The 15,462-nt window shown below is 39.9% G+C and carries 18 protein-coding genes; 17 read left to right on the plus strand and 1 reads right to left on the minus strand.

The window, feature by feature from the left end; all coding sequences use genetic code 11:
- Positions 1 to 44: 44 nt before the first annotated feature.
- Complete coding sequence (locus NV381_RS20015; RefSeq protein WP_258215051.1) at positions 45 to 344, minus strand: hypothetical protein; 300 nt, start codon at positions 342 to 344, stop codon at positions 45 to 47.
- A 246-nt stretch (positions 345 to 590) separates the two neighbouring features.
- Here NV381_RS20015 and NV381_RS20020 point away from each other — a divergent pair, with 246 nt between their 5' ends.
- The 17 genes from NV381_RS20020 to NV381_RS20100 all read left to right on the plus strand — a co-directional run bounded on the left by NV381_RS20020 (position 591) and on the right by NV381_RS20100 (position 15,462).
- Entirely contained in the window at positions 591 to 1,268 is a 678-nt protein-coding gene (locus tag NV381_RS20020; RefSeq protein WP_258215052.1) for a hypothetical protein, read from the plus strand.
- Between the two features lies 1 nt (position 1,269).
- Positions 1,270 to 3,078 carry a terminase large subunit domain-containing protein gene (locus NV381_RS20025; protein WP_258215053.1) on the plus strand — a complete coding sequence of 603 codons (1,809 nt, stop codon included), beginning with the start codon at positions 1,270 to 1,272 and terminating at the stop codon, positions 3,076 to 3,078.
- 81 nt (positions 3,079 to 3,159) lie between these two features.
- Positions 3,160 to 4,440, plus strand: coding sequence for a PIN-like domain-containing protein (locus NV381_RS20030; RefSeq protein ID WP_258215054.1), 1,281 nt, complete (start codon positions 3,160 to 3,162; stop codon positions 4,438 to 4,440).
- 236 nt (positions 4,441 to 4,676) lie between these two features.
- A complete protein-coding gene (locus NV381_RS20035) occupies positions 4,677 to 5,408 on the plus strand; it encodes a hypothetical protein (RefSeq protein ID WP_258215055.1) in 732 nt (243 codons plus the stop codon).
- A gap of 120 nt (positions 5,409 to 5,528) precedes the next feature.
- Positions 5,529 to 5,867: a YrdB family protein gene (locus NV381_RS20040; protein WP_258215056.1), complete on the plus strand. Its 339-nt coding sequence runs from the start codon at positions 5,529 to 5,531 to the stop codon at positions 5,865 to 5,867.
- A 284-nt stretch (positions 5,868 to 6,151) separates the two neighbouring features.
- Positions 6,152 to 7,879: a caspase family protein gene (locus NV381_RS20045; protein WP_258215057.1), complete on the plus strand. Its 1,728-nt coding sequence runs from the start codon at positions 6,152 to 6,154 to the stop codon at positions 7,877 to 7,879.
- A 149-nt stretch (positions 7,880 to 8,028) separates the two neighbouring features.
- Positions 8,029 to 8,562, plus strand: coding sequence for a hypothetical protein (locus NV381_RS20050; RefSeq protein WP_258215058.1), 534 nt, complete (start codon positions 8,029 to 8,031; stop codon positions 8,560 to 8,562).
- 58 nt (positions 8,563 to 8,620) lie between these two features.
- Entirely contained in the window at positions 8,621 to 10,078 is a 1,458-nt protein-coding gene (locus NV381_RS20055) for a hypothetical protein (RefSeq protein WP_258215059.1), read from the plus strand.
- Positions 10,079 to 10,126: 48 nt separating this feature from the next.
- Positions 10,127 to 11,422 (plus strand): hypothetical protein, encoded by a 1,296-nt coding sequence (locus NV381_RS20060; protein WP_258215060.1) that lies wholly within the window; start codon positions 10,127 to 10,129, stop codon positions 11,420 to 11,422.
- 2 nt (positions 11,423 to 11,424) lie between these two features.
- Positions 11,425 to 11,793: a head decoration protein gene (locus tag NV381_RS20065; protein ID WP_258215061.1), complete on the plus strand. Its 369-nt coding sequence runs from the start codon at positions 11,425 to 11,427 to the stop codon at positions 11,791 to 11,793.
- A gap of 13 nt (positions 11,794 to 11,806) precedes the next feature.
- Positions 11,807 to 12,820 (plus strand): major capsid protein, encoded by a 1,014-nt coding sequence (locus NV381_RS20070; protein ID WP_258215062.1) that lies wholly within the window; start codon positions 11,807 to 11,809, stop codon positions 12,818 to 12,820.
- 18 nt (positions 12,821 to 12,838) lie between these two features.
- Positions 12,839 to 13,237, plus strand: coding sequence for a hypothetical protein (locus NV381_RS20075; protein WP_258215063.1), 399 nt, complete (start codon positions 12,839 to 12,841; stop codon positions 13,235 to 13,237).
- A complete protein-coding gene (locus tag NV381_RS20080) occupies positions 13,227 to 13,688 on the plus strand; it encodes a hypothetical protein (RefSeq protein ID WP_258215064.1) in 462 nt (153 codons plus the stop codon). The genes NV381_RS20075 and NV381_RS20080 overlap by 11 nt, the downstream gene beginning before the upstream one ends.
- Positions 13,669 to 14,253 (plus strand): hypothetical protein, encoded by a 585-nt coding sequence (locus NV381_RS20085; RefSeq protein WP_258215065.1) that lies wholly within the window; start codon positions 13,669 to 13,671, stop codon positions 14,251 to 14,253. The genes NV381_RS20080 and NV381_RS20085 overlap by 20 nt, the downstream gene beginning before the upstream one ends.
- Positions 14,250 to 14,831, plus strand: a complete 582-nt coding sequence (locus NV381_RS20090) for a hypothetical protein (protein WP_258215066.1) — start codon at positions 14,250 to 14,252, stop codon at positions 14,829 to 14,831. Before NV381_RS20085 ends, NV381_RS20090 begins: the two co-directional genes overlap by 4 nt.
- Entirely contained in the window at positions 14,828 to 15,274 is a 447-nt protein-coding gene (locus tag NV381_RS20095; protein ID WP_258215067.1) for a hypothetical protein, read from the plus strand. The genes NV381_RS20090 and NV381_RS20095 overlap by 4 nt, the downstream gene beginning before the upstream one ends.
- A 5-nt stretch (positions 15,275 to 15,279) precedes the next feature.
- Positions 15,280 to 15,462, plus strand: a complete 183-nt coding sequence (locus tag NV381_RS20100; protein ID WP_258215068.1) for a hypothetical protein — start codon at positions 15,280 to 15,282, stop codon at positions 15,460 to 15,462.

Raw genomic sequence — 15,462 nt, forward strand, 5'->3', positions numbered from 1 at the left:
TCGGGGGAATGAGACAAATGTCTCATCTCCCTATTTTTATGTAATTATTCTTCAATTAGCTTGATATCAACAAGGTGCTTACACTTTGGGCAAGGCATAGTTACTATGAATTTTTTCTTTGAATTTAAATCAACTAGAGAAGTAAAAGAAATTAGTACTCCAGGAAGAGATAATCCACCTAAGATTAGCGCCAATCTGTTTATGTGGACACTGTCAACTATTGCTTCTTTGTCAGAAATTGTGCTTGAAATTAGGAAAGCTAAAAATGTAATCATTAAAATTACAAATAACCCACTTATCAAAAGAGAAATTACCTTTACCCAAGTCCATATCTTTTTCCTCATTAGATGCACCCCTTTCTTTTCTATTATTACGTATGAACGTTAAATATGGAACAAAATTCATAATTATCATATCGTTCAGGAAATTTTTCCTTACCTATAAAAATATTCTGTGCTGTAACGTTACAAAACGATACAGTTTAAAACCTTAATACAAAAGAGATTTCATTAGATACATTAACAATCTGTTGCGTTTGTAACGTTACGAATACCATTACAAGCGTTACAAAAGAGGGGTGTAACGTTATAATGCCTAAACCGTCAAAGATAGATGTTTATCAATGTCAAGATATAGTATGGGCAGGCGTTAGAAATGGACGGTCTATGAGAGATATCGCAAAAGATTGTTCAGAGTGGGCGAAGGAAAGCATATCCCATACAGCTGTCGCGAAGTTTATAAAAGATCGAGAAAGCGCAGAACAGGCAACGAAAAAAGAAGCGATTATTGCGGATCGTCGCCGCGTGCTTAAAACCGTACATCAAGAAATAGATATAATCCAAACCAACTTGGATGCTACAAAACGCTTAATAGAACGCTTCGAGATGGTAGACGACCTTCCAAAGATGTTCAAGGAAAATATGGACGAGATGATGGACCGGCTTCTGAGTGAGGGAACAGCTGAACTAAACTATGTAGCATACATTGAAGGATGGCAGATGAAGTTCGAAGTTGAGCTTCGCAGAAAGGTGTTGGAAATAACGACTCTCAACCGTGAAGTCCGTGAGAACATGAAGTTCCTGGTAGCCCTTCGTGAAAAGGCATTCCAGTTTGAGTTGGTTCAAGAATACATTGGGTTGTTCATGGAGATTTTTCAAGAAGAATCAAAAGATGGAGCCTACGAACGATCAATTGTCCGCATTGCTTCTAACCCACGAATGAAACAACTGGCAGATCAACAAAAGCTATACACGGGTGGAGGTGAATGATGTGCTGCATAAGATACATGAACAGATTCGAAAAGCTGCTGAAGCCATAAATGTGAGCGAAGAATCGGAATTAAAGTATATTGAATTGGCTGGGGAGATAAACCGGAAACTAAAAGCCGAATTTCGTGATGATTCAAAAGCTTTGAAGAAATTCAAGGGCAACCTTGATAACTTCGAAGCTTTTTGTTTTGAATACCTCCGCATTAAGACTAAAACTGGGGACATTGTACCATTAACGCTGAATAACGCTCAGAAAAAGCTTGCTTGGACTGTATTCGACCAGATCAAAAAAGGCAAGCCGGTACGGATCATCATTCTTAAAGCAAGACAAATGGGTTTCTCTACAACGACAGAAGCAATTATTTACTATCTGTCCTCTCTCCAAGAAGCGAAAAACGCCTTTATTGTTGCTCAAGATTCAAGCGCCTCAGAAAACCTCTATGATATGTTTCGATTATATTATGACTACATTCCCGAAAATATAAAGCCAATGCGTAAGCGGAACAATAGCCGCAGACTTACATTCGAGAACCCAGCGTTGAAAGATGTTGAGCGTAAGAAAGAACCTGGTCTCAAGTCGAAGATTACCGTACAGTCCGCAGAGAACAGGGTACTGGCACGTTCAGAGACAATTCATTATCTCCACATATCTGAATTAGCGTTCTGGCCTGAGAACCGTAAGAAGAAACATTTAGCCTCTTTGTTTGCAGCACTTTCCAAAGAACCGAGAACCGTTGGTATTATTGAATCAACGGCGAACGGTATTGAGATATATAAGGAAATGTGGGATAACGCAGTAGCTGGTAAGAATGATTACATTCCATTGTTCTTCCCGTGGTTTGAAATGCCCGATTATCGCATGAAAGTACCGGCAGACTTTGATCTTACTAAGGAAGAAATCGAACTCAAAGAAAAGTTCAATCTTAATGATGAACAACTTGAATGGCGGCGTTACACGATACGAAATGACTTTGAAGGTGATGAGAAGTTGTTCCGACAGGAATATCCTTCCACTCCAGAAGAAGCATTCCTTGTTACAGGTCGAACAGTATTTAATCAGGATAAACTTGATGCGATGTCCAAACACACAATAAAAGGTAAAAGGTATTCTATTGTAATCCCCCCATCTCTTGAAGGTGTAGGTTATGACTGGACAACTGTAAGATTCATTGAGGACGAACGTGGGGAACTCGAAATATTTAATGAGTTCGATCCTGATAAGGAATATTGCATAGGGGCTGACGTAGCTGAGGGCTTGGAAGGCGGAGATGGATCTGCTGCCTATATCATAGACGCAGATACTGGAGAGGATGCAGCGGCTCTCTACGGACAAATGGATCTTGATATCTACGCCAAACAGTTAGACTATATTGGGCGCATGTTTGGTGATGCGCTTCTTGGTGTTGAATCTAATAACGTTGGGCATAGTGTTATAAATACACTATTGAATGTAACCTTTTATCCAAACCTATACCATCACGACTCTTATAACGCTGAAGCTGGCAAGAATGAAGCCAAACCAGGCTGGCCAACAACAGTTGTTACTCGCCCTATATTGGTTGATTCGCTCATTGAGGGAATACGTGAAGGGGTATGGCGAATCAACGATGTTAATCTTATCGGGGAAATGAAAACATTCGTAAGGAATAAAGCCGGCAAGCCACAGGCTATGGGTAAAGGAACACTCGGGGGATGTAAAGATGACCGTGTATTAGGTTATGGTATTGCTCATCAAATGAGATTACGCCGTCCACCAAGTACTAAGCATATTATGATACCTTCAATAGGTAGTGTAACGATAAAAAGATAGATGTTTATGCTTGAAAAAAATAAAGGGAAATGTTTCCTTATTGTCGAATAACCTAATATCCATTTAGGAGGTAATTCGACATTGAAAAAATTATTTGAAACGTATTACACACCAGACCCAGATGAGTTCAATCAATTGTGGAATGAAAGTATCATTGTTTTCGATGCAAATGTTTTGTTGAATCTATACAGGTATTCAAATAAAACAACAGAAACTTTTATGGATATAATAAAAGCATTATCTAATCGTATTTGGATACCACATCAAGCAGCTCTCGAATATCAAGCTAATAGAGTCGGCGTAATTTACGAGCAATTAGATGCTTACAATCGGGTAAGGCAAAGCATAAATAAGGCTTCTACTGATTTGTTAACACATTTAGAAACTGAATTAAAGTCTTACAAAAGAAGACATCCTGTAATTGAAGTAAATTCAATAACAACTAGAATTGATATTTTTTTAAAAACAATCAATGAAGAGCTTTTAGATGATGAAAGAAATCATCATGATTATATAAATGATGACATTGTTAGAAGATTTCTTGAAGATGAGTTAACAGGCAAAATAGGATTACCATATGATGCAAACGTGCTTAAAAGTATTTTTGAAGAGGGAGAGAAGAGGTTTAAAGAGAAATACCCTCCTGGATATAAGGATGCATCAGATAAAAAGGAGAAACGTAGGTATTATCGTGGATTGGTTATTGAGGACCAATATGGCGATTTATTAGTTTGGAAACAGATTATGGATAAAGCAAGAGAAGCAAATAAATCTATTATTTTTATTACTGACGATACTAAAGACGATTGGTGGCAAAGAGAACACGGTAAAACTATTGGACCTCGTTATGAGTTAATCGATGAGTTTGCATTTGTAACGAATCAAAAATTCTATATGTATGAATCGTATCGCTTTATAGAATTTGCTCAAAACTTCCTTATGCAAAAAGTAGACGAAGAGGCAATTCGAGAAGTTCAAGATTTAAAGGAATCGAATTCGAATTTAAATTTTGAAGAACTTGACTTAAGTGATTTCAAAGATTATATCATTCATACAAATGATCAGATATTAGAACCAATAAAACAAAATTTTATTAATTTTGAAATAGGAGAGAGACTTTTTCATCGTAAATGGGGCAAAGGTATTGTAATTAATGCAATTGGTGAAGGAGAGAATCAAGAAATACAAATTGCTTTCTCAGAACCAATTGGGACAAAGAGGTTGATGTCTAATTTCGCCCCAATCGAAAGAATGCCCAAATGTAGGTGTGGGATTAAAATGGTTCTCCGTACAGGTATTAATGGTTATTTTTATGGATGTGCAAACTATCCAAGCGGCTGCAATGAAACACTAAGTCATTGAAACTGTGCAAACTGGAAATAAAAAATCCCCCGCTTATCATACTGGCCGGCCTCAGATGATTTTTCGGTTTCAGAGGTAAAGAGAGTATTATGACACCTATGATAGGTAGTGTAGTGGTAAAACGAACTTGAGAGAATCTTCCATATTGGATTAGAAGATGCTGCAAATGAATGTTCCCTTCTATTGGAGGTGTTATTATATAGAGGAATTAATATAAAAGAGAGAGGACTAAATAGATGTTAAAAAGGTTCAAGGGGTTTCCTGACAAGAAGGACATGACCTACTGGATAATAATCTTGTCAATTTTTATTGTAGTGATTTCTACTTGGCGTACTGGCGATCCTGGTATGTTAGCTAATCAGTTATCTCTTGGTGGAACGTTATTATCTATTGTATTAGCAGTCATTGCAATTATCTTTTCCTTTGTTCAATCATCCGATAGTTCAAGACAAAGCATAGAAATGGTTGATAAATTTTCACAAGTAACAAGTAAAATCGAGTCTTTAAATGTAATAAGCCATAATCTCCTTAAACAAAACGAAAAACAATTTGCAAAGATAAAACAAGTCGAGAAATTCACACTTGATTTCACTGAAAACGTAAAAAGTTTGGATATACAAGATTATAAAATCGGCACAGAAGATGTAGTAAAGGAAGTGAAGGAACTACAAAATAACTATATTAACAAAGTTAAAAGTATTTATAATAATGAACTGCAGATTGGTGTTACCATATTTGGAAATATAGCGTTAATTAATTTGATTAAAGAGGTTTATGGGAATTCTGTAGTCCTCGTTCAAGAATTATGGTCTCTATTATATAGTAGAGGGATTAGTATATCGATTCAAGATTTAGAAGATAGACTAAAGAAGCTCGAGAATGATGGGAAGCTAGTAATAATGACTGAGGGCGAATATGACGAAAAATATACTGTTTTTAGATTATTGCCTGATAGTAAAAATCCGTAGCAAACCTGTATTTTTATAATGTTATAGTTTAGATGATAAAATGAGCGCTGACAATTAGTTGGCGCTTTTTGTATTCCAAAGTGAGTGGGATAATCAAGGAAATGAAAAGGTGGGATGGCATTGGAGGTCATCAAATTAGCAAATTTGGTTTTACGATTCATATTGGAATTGAGTGCTCTTGCAGCGCTGGGCTACTGGGGTTTCAAAACCGGAAATGGATGGATTGCAAAGACTATTTTTGGCATTGGTACTCCGGTACTTGCTGCAGTTGTTTGGGGCTTATTTGTTTCACCAAAAGCAACATACAATGTAGGTGAACTGGCAAAGTTAGCTATTGAGATCATTGTCTTTGGCTCAGCCGCAATTGCCTTATATTATTCTGGACAAACAAAACTTTGTGTAATTTTTGTTGTAGCAGCAGTTGTTAGTCGAACACTTATTTTTGTATTTAAACAATAGCATTTTATCAAATTCAGAGGTGTTCAAAAGGGATAGAGAATTAGTATGCGAGCCCTTTGTAAAGGGAAACCAAAGTGCCTTCCAAGGGCAAACGAGGTGCAGTGATGATCACGTAATTGAATAGATCATCAAATGAGATTGAGTCGACCTCCAAGCACTAAGCATATTAACCTATGATTGGTAGTGTAACGATAAACAGAACGTGATATAATTAATTACAGATTATTACAGTATAGTTGAAGTATTAAAGCAGTTGTTTTTCTATTTATGGAGAGTGATGTTCATTGACCACAGTTATCTATCAACCAAAGTATAAAAATAGTTGGGCTATCGTGATAGGAATTAATGAATATACACATGTTGGACGGCTAGGGTATGCATGCAACGATGCTCAAGCAATAGCTGATTTGCTAATTAATGATTTTAATTTTCCTGCTGAAAACGTCACACTTCTCCTCGATGCTGATGCAACAAAAGCAAATATCATGAGGCACTTTTTAAAACACGCAAACGGTAATACAGGAGCAGATGATCGACTGGTTGTCTTCTATGCCGGACATGGACACACCATAACTGGTAACCGCGGTGAAATTGGCTTTCTTATACCTGTAGATGGAACGATTGATGATATATCTACATTTATCCGCTGGGATGAATTAACAAGAAATGCTGAGTTGTTCCTTGCCAAGCATGTTCTATTTGTTATGGATGCATGTTATGGCGGTCTTGCAATAACCAGGTCACTTCAACCAGGTAGCACCCGTTTTCTCAAAGATATGCTTAGAAGGTACACTCGCCAAGTGCTAACTGCTGGGAAAGCAAACGAAACTGTAGCTGATGCTGGAGGACCAATTCCTGGGCATTCAATATTTACAGGTCACTTCATCGAAGCTCTTATGGGAAAAGCTGCACAAGGTGATGGGACGATTACTGCAAATGGTGTTATGTCATATGTATGCGAAAAGGTATCAAAGGACATATATTCACGACAAACCCCTCACTTCGGGTATTTTGAAGGTGATGGTGATTTTATATTCAAAGCGCCGGGACTGGAATCTTTGGATAGTGAAACTGTCGATCAAGATAAACTGATTGTACTTCCATTAATGTATAACGGACAAAATAGAAGTGATCAAGATCAAGTAATTGATAAAGTAAAAGAATATTTATCTGAAGATCGTCACTTTATTAAGTTGGATGAGTTAATTAATAAAGAATTAAGGCAAACAATGTCGCTATTGCAAGAGAACTTTTCTGCAAATGAAACTTTCACCCCAGAAGCATTTATCCAAAGAATTAAAGACTATGAAAAGATCATAGAAAATATTCAGGTCATAATATCATCTATAGCTCATTGGGGAAATGAGAAACAATTATCATCAATGAAAAAGATACTAAGTCGTCTTGCAGAACAAAACGAAATAACAGGTGGATTAGTTGTTTGGTTACAAATGCGCTGGTATCCAGTAATGTTACTGTTATACTTCGGTGGGATAAGCGCGATTGCAAGCGGGAAATACGATATGCTCACTACCTTACTTACGTTAAGAGTACAGAATGATCGTCGACAAAAAACTCAGGAACTTGTAATTGCAACTATGTCGGAAATAAAAGATACTAATGATGTTTTCAAGGTTATTCCAGGACACGAGAGAAACCATGTTCCTAGAAGTGAGTATTTATTTAAAACGCTCCAGCCTAGATTAGATGACTTACTGTTTTTGGGTAAGAGTTACGAGACGCTCTTTGATCGTTTTGAGTTATTATTGGCACTTGTCTATGCCGATTTTAATGATCCATCAGCGAATCATATTTGGGGACCTCCAGGGCGGTTCGCTTGGAAGCATACTTCTTTCGACGACAGTCCATTAATTTTATTAATAAAAGAAGCAGAGATACAGAAGGCTGAATGGCCTCCAATTAAAGCTGGGTTGTTTGGAGGTTCTTATGAAAGATTCAAGCTTATTTCCAATAAATACTTAGAACTTATAAATAGGTTGGGTTGGCATTAAGAAATCCGTAGTAATCACGTACAAACAAAATGTTATTCTATAGATGGATAAGAATGAGCGCTGACAAATAAGTCAAGCGCTTTTTAGACGCAGGAAATCTCCCAATATTTGCCGAATGTTTAAATAAGTACAAAAGGAGGGCGAGTATTTTGATTAATACTTATTTAGACAAATTGGAAGGTACTGGAAAAAGACATGTTTTGTTGATTGTGACCCCGAGAGATGAATATCCTATCAATTTTTTAGATGAAAAGTATTACATGTTAGAGCAAGCTATTTTAGAAAATCCAAAGTCATATATTGGGATTTATGATCAAGATGAGAAGGAAATAATGCAATATACGGCATTTAGGTTGTTTTTGAGACCCGTTATTTGTGATAAGTATAGCCTAGTCTATAAAGAAACGACTAAAGTTAAGAGACTTAATGAAAAAGAAATAATCAGCTATTTTGTGACAAAACATTTTTATGATACAGTCCCTTTTGGAGAGAAGTCGGAAGAAGAGGCGATTAAAGAAGGAAAGATTCAAGCTAAAGAATTTCTTGAAAATCATACTTTGGATGAATATGAATTTGCATCAGTAAAACTAGGAAAAGATAGTAACGAAGCTAATACATTAATAAAATTAAATTTTAAAAATGAAAACGAGAATTATTATTTTGATTATGTATATGTTCGGTAAGTTTAATAGAGCACCATAAAAGGTGCTTTTTATTTTGTCGTAAAAAGGCGGTGAAAACTTGAAATGGTATCATAAAGCCGTATATTCATTAGCAAATGCAGTCCTTCCAGCAGCAGTAAAACGGCAAATGATGGGAGTAGGAAGGGCTACGGTTCCTAAGAATGCAAACCCATGGAACTACTTCAGTTGGCTTCCAAAGAAGTATCAGCAGGCTCACAATATAGATCTGACGAAACTACAAAGCTATACAGCGGAGGAATTGCTCGAACTGCTAATATCCGTTCATCCTGACGTATCCTATGCGATTTATACCTATCTACGAATGGGTGACACCGGGTTGACCTTTACAGCCAAAAAGCCTAATGGCAACGATGATAAGAATGGACAAAAGGTGCTGGATGAAATAAAAGCCTTGCTTAATACACCGCTGTCATCACCAGGCTACCAGCATGGACGTTCATTGGACAAGCTGGACACGGTACAAAGGCTAATGGTTATGGTGCGTGGTGCTTGTGCTGGAGAGGTTGTCCTGAACGAACGCTGCAACGAGGTAGTAGACATTGTGCCAGTTGATCCAGCGCTCATATGGTTTAGGCGAGAGCCAGATACGAACCGTCTAACTCCTTGGCAGTATGTAAAGAACCCACGAATGAGACAGGGAGAAACTTGGTTCGGTCAATATAAACAGATCGACTCGCCAACTTTTCTGTATGAAGAGTTTGATCCAATGGTCGATGACCCTTACGGACGAACACCTTTCCTACCAGTGTTACAAGTTGTATTCTTTCATATGCAGGTATTGCAGGATCTAAAGGCAGTCGTTCACAACCAAGGCTATCCACGCTTAGATGTTTCGATGCTGGAAGAAATCATGATTAAAAACATGCCAAGGAACATAGCAGCTGATCCGGTCAAGCAAAAAGAGTATTTGATTCAACGAATGCAAGAAGCCCAGAAGCATTTTGAATCATTGAATCCTGATGATTCCATGTTCCACTGGGATAGTGTAAAGGTCGAATATCTCAAAGGCGGTAACAGCGGCCCAATGATCGATGTGAAGAAACTCATCGACATTATAGATACACAAATGGCAACGTCATTGAAGACACTGCTCACCTTACTTTCAAGGCATCAAGGATCGACCGAGACGTATAGCTCTATTGATACCCAAATATATATAAAGAATGTAGAGTCCGCCCGAAGTGTAACCAAACGCTTTTGGAAACGGGCTTTTTCTTTGTCTGCAAGGGTAAAGGGAACGCAAACCAATGTGGAGGCAGATTACAATCCTATAGATCTTCGAACAGAGAATGAAGTCGAAAAAGATCGTAAGGCAAAGATTAGCAATTACGTCATGTCGGAGAGTAATTTCTACATCACCCCAGAAGAGGCAGCAGCGGAAGTGAGATGGACACTTGGACTTGATCCAAAGATTCCAGTGGAACTGTTGCCTAAACTGGAGAAAAAGCATGAGCCCGATCCAAATGAGGTTGTACCTAATAGACCAAACAATTAGTAAGGTGAGGAAAAATTTCCTTGGCTTGAAAGGAGGTGAATAAACGCTATGGCAGCACCGACAACTGAACAACTCGGAAAGATCAATCGTCTTGCATTAGTGCCTATGACCGAGGAGCAAGTCCACGTATTTCAGGCTCGTGTCATCGGCACGAAGCGAATTGAAAAGTATAAAATGAAAATCACTCCTAACTTTCTCCGAAAGATGGCCGATCAGGTCAGAGAGGGAGTAGCATTACTGGTTGACCATCCATGGATGAAATGGGAAGCTGTATCTTTTCCTTATGGAAGGACATTCGACAGCCGCATAGTTGAAGAAGGTGGCGAACTCGAATTGTATGGCGATCACTACATGGTGAAGGGGCAGGAAGCGGACGGAATTTCAACTGACAAGCTTGCTTTGGGGATCGACTCAGGCACGATTTTCGATACATCTGCTGGATTTGTAACTAAAAAGCACATCTGTGGTATTTGTAGCGGAAACTACTTTGGCAATCCTGATTGCTCTCATGTCCGCGGTAACTTCTATGATGGTAAAGAATGCATCATCTTGGCTGATGATGGCTACATCATGGAAAACTCTATTGTATTCGATGGAGGTTATGAAGGGGCAGGATTTACTCGGGGGAGCTTGAGTATTACCAAAAAAGTCGAAAGAGAAGTTGAAAATGAATACGAACCACTTTCACTAGACACAAAATCACTACCAAGTGATGGAAGTGTCTTTTACTTTTTTAGCAACAAAAATGGAATGTCAGCATTTGTTCAAAAGCAGCAAACAAATGAAGAGGTCAAAGCATTGACCAAAGGAGATGAAAGCATGTCAGATGCACAAAAACAAGTAGAGCTAGATTTGCAACAAGCTCAGTCAGCTCTTAATGTTTCAAATGGTTTACTAGCTCAAATCACAGCAGCATTGGGAGCTACTTCGAATGAAGGTATCCTTGCCAAGATTACTGCTTTATCTGCTCAGGCTAAAGATGGTGAAACCTACAAGACAAAAATTACCGAAGAAGCATGTGGAGCTGGTGTAAGAGCAATGGGAGAAGCCTTCAATGTGGAAGTCATGAAGCTTTCACTTTCGAATCTGCCAGTAGCAGAGATTGAGAAGATTTCAGCCTCTTATGAAGCACAGGCTAAGGTTGTATTAGGCGGGGGCGGAAGGCATACGCAAGGTGAGGAAGTTAAACTACCCGCTGGAGCATTGAGTGGAGTGGCTCCAGGAAATCCCAATGCCGAAGGGTTAGAGAAAACGCCAGAACAACTACGAGCAGCTGCAAAAGAGGAAGCTCGCGCCTCCCTAGCAAGAACCGGCCATGGAGATTTACTGAAAGGAGATAAATAATCATGCAGAGATTAAATTATGGTGGTAAGCCAGGACCGGGTCCTATTTACACACAAGAGTTTAAAGAAGTACTCGCATCCACTGAATTACAGGCTAAACTTCCCGGTGGCGTTTTGTTAGCGCAAGGAAATGGTGTAGTTGCAAAAGGGACAGTTCTTGGCAAGGTTACGGCAACGGGGAAATACAAACCTTACTCGTCATCTGCAGTCGATGGTTCTCAATCCGCCGTTTGTATTCTTGATAATGACAAAGATACAACGGATGAGGACATAGGCGCATCGGCGTGGATTGCTGGTATTTTTGATACATCTAAACTGACAGGGCTTGACGCTGCTGCAAAAACGGCGTTGAAGCTTTGCTATTTCGTATAAGGGGGTTTTAACATTGGCTAATTTACTTGATCCATATTACTTGACCGAAGTTGTAGAAAATATTCGTACCGATACGAAATCCTTTCGAGGAGCACAATTGCTTACAGGCGGGGCTGATATAAAGCCAGCCCTTGGGATGACCATCGAATACGATGTAACGTACGACGACACTGGAATGACTCCACCTACTGGACTGAATGATCCTTCACCTATTCACGCAGCTCCAATTGTTAAACACATGTCGTTTACCAACCAAGAATGGAGAGAAAAATCAATCATCGACCGGGAAAAGATCGATCTACTTCGTGCCCCTGGAACAGATTTAGAAAAACGTTGGGGCGAACAATACATCAACGATATGATGGTCAACCTCGATCAGCGATTGCAAACAAGAACTGAATGGATGCGCTGGAAGCCGTTATCTGGAACATTGACTGTACCAGCAACTGCAACAAAGCCAGCAGTCACAATCGATTACGGCGTTCCTGCAGCTAACAAACCGACAGCGGCCACTTTATGGAGTGATACGGCAAATGCAGATCCACTTGCTGATATCGATGGTTGGAAGTTAAAGTTCCGAGGATCAGGCGCACGTGCTAGAAAGATCATAGTAAACCAAAAAGTAGACAATATGCTGAAAGCAAACGCGAAAATCCGCGATTTATTAAAGACCACATATGGCCGTGATGTATTATCTGCTGACTCTCTTGCCTTTGTAATGAAAGCACAACTGGATGGTTTAGAATATGAGGTCTATGACGCAGGATATATTGACGACTCGGGAACGTTCTATCCTTTCATTCCTGACAATGTTTGTATCATTGTAGGTGAAGGTATGACAGGAACTATGATGGACCTGATCACATCTCCAAACAACTATGAAAATATCTTCAAGGGCCATGTTGGAAAGTTTGCATTAGCTAAATTGATTGTTGGCGATCCAGATCAATGGCAAATCATCAACGGTATTACTGTGTTGCCGAAAATGAAATATGTAAATTGGCATATCTACGCTACTGTAGCCTAAGAAAGGGGTCGCCTAATTATGACAACAGTAAGAGTTCTTGTTGATGCAGTTGGGGATTACAATGCGGGGGACATCGTAAAAGATGCCCCTGCAGGTCTTATTGGTATCGCTTTGTTCGGAACAAGAAACGCAGCTACGGGGCAACTACTGGCTCAGATCGTGGACGAAGAATTTAAAGAGCACGATCCAGTAGAGTGGAAAGTGCGGGAACAAGAGTTATTGACACAACTCGAATACGCCAAAAACAGAGAGGCTGAACTGCTTGCGCAATTGGCAGAAAAGGATGAGCCGGATGAAGTACTGAGTGGACTAAAAACTACTGCAAAGGCGTTGAAGATTGCAGGGTATACCAAAATGAGTGCCGATGAGCTTAAAACAGCTATCGAAGCTGCCGGTGGTGCTGGTGATGACAAATAAGATCCTCACTTCCGAGACATACCACGAGGAAATAAGAGGGCGTTTAGGTGTTGGAGATGACACTGTATCCAATTCCGATATAGACGCTCTTTCTGTTATGCCAATTGCTGAAGCCAAGATTATTGCAAGCGTTCCGAAATACGCCGATCTTACTGCTGATGATGTAACTTACTTATACGCGGCTGCTATTTGTATGGTAGCCGCTATATTAGCGCCAACTATGCCAGGAAGAATTAAGAAATCTAAAAAGGACTTTGATTTCTCCTATGAAAACCAATCCGTGAATTGGACAGCAAGAGCGACTGAATTGGTAGATGAGGCCTATTCCATGATTGACATGATCTCTATTCAAACTGAGGTTAATATACCGATTTTTGGATTGTCAGGTCCTACAAGAGCGATTGCTTCAGGAGAGCAAGGATGTAAGAGTAATGGTGATTCTCATGTTTAAGGAATTCTCACACCGACATTCGGATTGCACCGTGGACGGTTCACCTGGAAAGGTGATTTTATCAAGGGATAGCAAAAGCACTTCGATCATTTCAAGAGAATACTTGTACAACGCCGTGTTCTCTCCTGTTTCTGCCGTAACCCGAGGTTCCATCATCAAGACAGCTGACACTTTTTTTGTTCAGACCCTACGCCTTACAACATCTGAAGATAAGTATTGCTCATTAATTAAAACCAATATCGAAGCAGAGCTTCAAAGGTACTCCAATATATACGGAGAAAACAAAAACATTATTGACCGAGCATTTACACCGGTGCAAACAGGTATCCCAGCTTTTGCCCAGCATGTGACGGCACGTATGCGGATGGAAGATATGGGGTTATTACCGACCACATCTTACGTACTTATTATTCCTGTGACTGTTGATGTAAAAACGCCTCAAGAGGCGGAAACGACCTCCCTAGACCGTATCCTATTAGGTGGTGTCGCCTACCAGGTCAATGATGTGAACCGTGTCAAGTACCCAAATCTACTGCAATTGCAATTGTCGGAGGATGTCCGATGATAACCGGATATGATGCTGAACGCGCAGCACGTGACTTGGAGAATCTGTTGGCTAAAGAGGCAGCCGGGCTTATCGGTTTGGTTTTGGAAACAGCAAAATCCAATGTACGGCATTATCCGGAAGTGAAAAACCATCTGGAACGGTCTATATTCATGCTGGCCAACAAGATCATTGTCGGTGAAGTACAGGCCGATTTCTGGGAAGCATGGTTAGAGCAATTCGGTAAAGGGTCGTTAATGGCCGGCGCAAATGAAAATCCCGGCTTGCAGCAGTATATGACTTCCCCTCTATGGAATCAATTACGATCTAAGGGGCACAAAGTCGTAGTTGGTCGTACGAAAGGCGAATATACAAGTATTGACGGAACGGTCCGAAGATCAGGCGGTTCCTATGCAGGCGTTGATTTGGAGGAGCTTGCAGCACGTAGAGATATCGATCGGCGCTTTGGCCCTACGCCTCCCACTTTCTTTTTGCGAGTGGCATTACAAGCGAACAAAAATCGTATTCTGACCGGTTTGCAAGCGATTATTACAAACTTTCCTTATCACAAATATTTCATCGGGGGGACGAAGTCATGAGCGCAAACTTAATCGATGCGGTATTTACGGTTTTATCCGATGATCCAGCTTTACTTGCGCTCTTGGGATTGAATCCTTCTTCATCCGATGATCATCTTGTTGCCCGGTTACACAGGGGGATTGAACCGCATAAACCGATAACCGAAAAGACAGCCCCCCAAATTTGTATGTACGTGAAGCCAGGGCGTTTTGGAAGGAATCACCTGGTTTTCGAAGGTAAGTTTTGTCTCGACTTTTATGGCAAAACATCGTATCAGGTCAAACAATTGTTTGAACGATCATTTGCACTATTCCATGATGACAACATTCAAGCAGCTGGTTTTCATTCCTTCCGTTGTACCCTTGCTTATGATGCAGATATGGCAACGGGGATAACGGGGATTAAGGGATACACCGCTATGTTCGATGTTGATTACATACGAACGAATCCCGACAGGAGGTAGGCAACATGTCAGAGCAAGAAAATGAACCCCAAGGCGAACAACAAAAGCTGGAGCAAGAAAAGAAGAAACTAGCGGAAAAGCTGGGCATATGGGGTCGGTTTGAGCCCATCGAAGGCTACGAGGAAACCAAGGAATTCAACCGCATACGAGACATTGACAGGCGCTTAACCGAGATTGTAGTCGGCTAA

This window comes from Paenibacillus radicis (ex Xue et al. 2023) (genome assembly GCF_024722015.1).
Lineage (GTDB): Bacteria > Bacillota > Bacilli > Paenibacillales > NBRC-103111 > Paenibacillus_S.

Bases quoted from the DNA above. Each gene is read 5' to 3' on its own strand.
- NV381_RS20095 (WP_258215067.1), top strand. From the start codon at position 14,828: ATGAGCGCAAACTTAATCGATGCGGTATTTACGGTTTTATCCGATGAT.
- NV381_RS20015 (WP_258215051.1), bottom strand. From the start codon at position 344: ATGAGGAAAAAGATATGGACTTGGGTAAAGGTAATTTCTCTTTTGATA.
- NV381_RS20060 (WP_258215060.1), top strand. From the start codon at position 10,127: ATGGCAGCACCGACAACTGAACAACTCGGAAAGATCAATCGTCTTGCA.
- NV381_RS20035 (WP_258215055.1), top strand. From the start codon at position 4,677: ATGTTAAAAAGGTTCAAGGGGTTTCCTGACAAGAAGGACATGACCTAC.
- NV381_RS20085 (WP_258215065.1), top strand. From the start codon at position 13,669: ATGGTGATTCTCATGTTTAAGGAATTCTCACACCGACATTCGGATTGC.
- NV381_RS20065 (WP_258215061.1), top strand. From the start codon at position 11,425: ATGCAGAGATTAAATTATGGTGGTAAGCCAGGACCGGGTCCTATTTAC.
- NV381_RS20075 (WP_258215063.1), top strand. From the start codon at position 12,839: ATGACAACAGTAAGAGTTCTTGTTGATGCAGTTGGGGATTACAATGCG.
- NV381_RS20090 (WP_258215066.1), top strand. From the start codon at position 14,250: ATGATAACCGGATATGATGCTGAACGCGCAGCACGTGACTTGGAGAAT.
- NV381_RS20080 (WP_258215064.1), top strand. From the start codon at position 13,227: ATGACAAATAAGATCCTCACTTCCGAGACATACCACGAGGAAATAAGA.
- NV381_RS20100 (WP_258215068.1), top strand. From the start codon at position 15,280: ATGTCAGAGCAAGAAAATGAACCCCAAGGCGAACAACAAAAGCTGGAG.
- NV381_RS20020 (WP_258215052.1), top strand. From the start codon at position 591: ATGCCTAAACCGTCAAAGATAGATGTTTATCAATGTCAAGATATAGTA.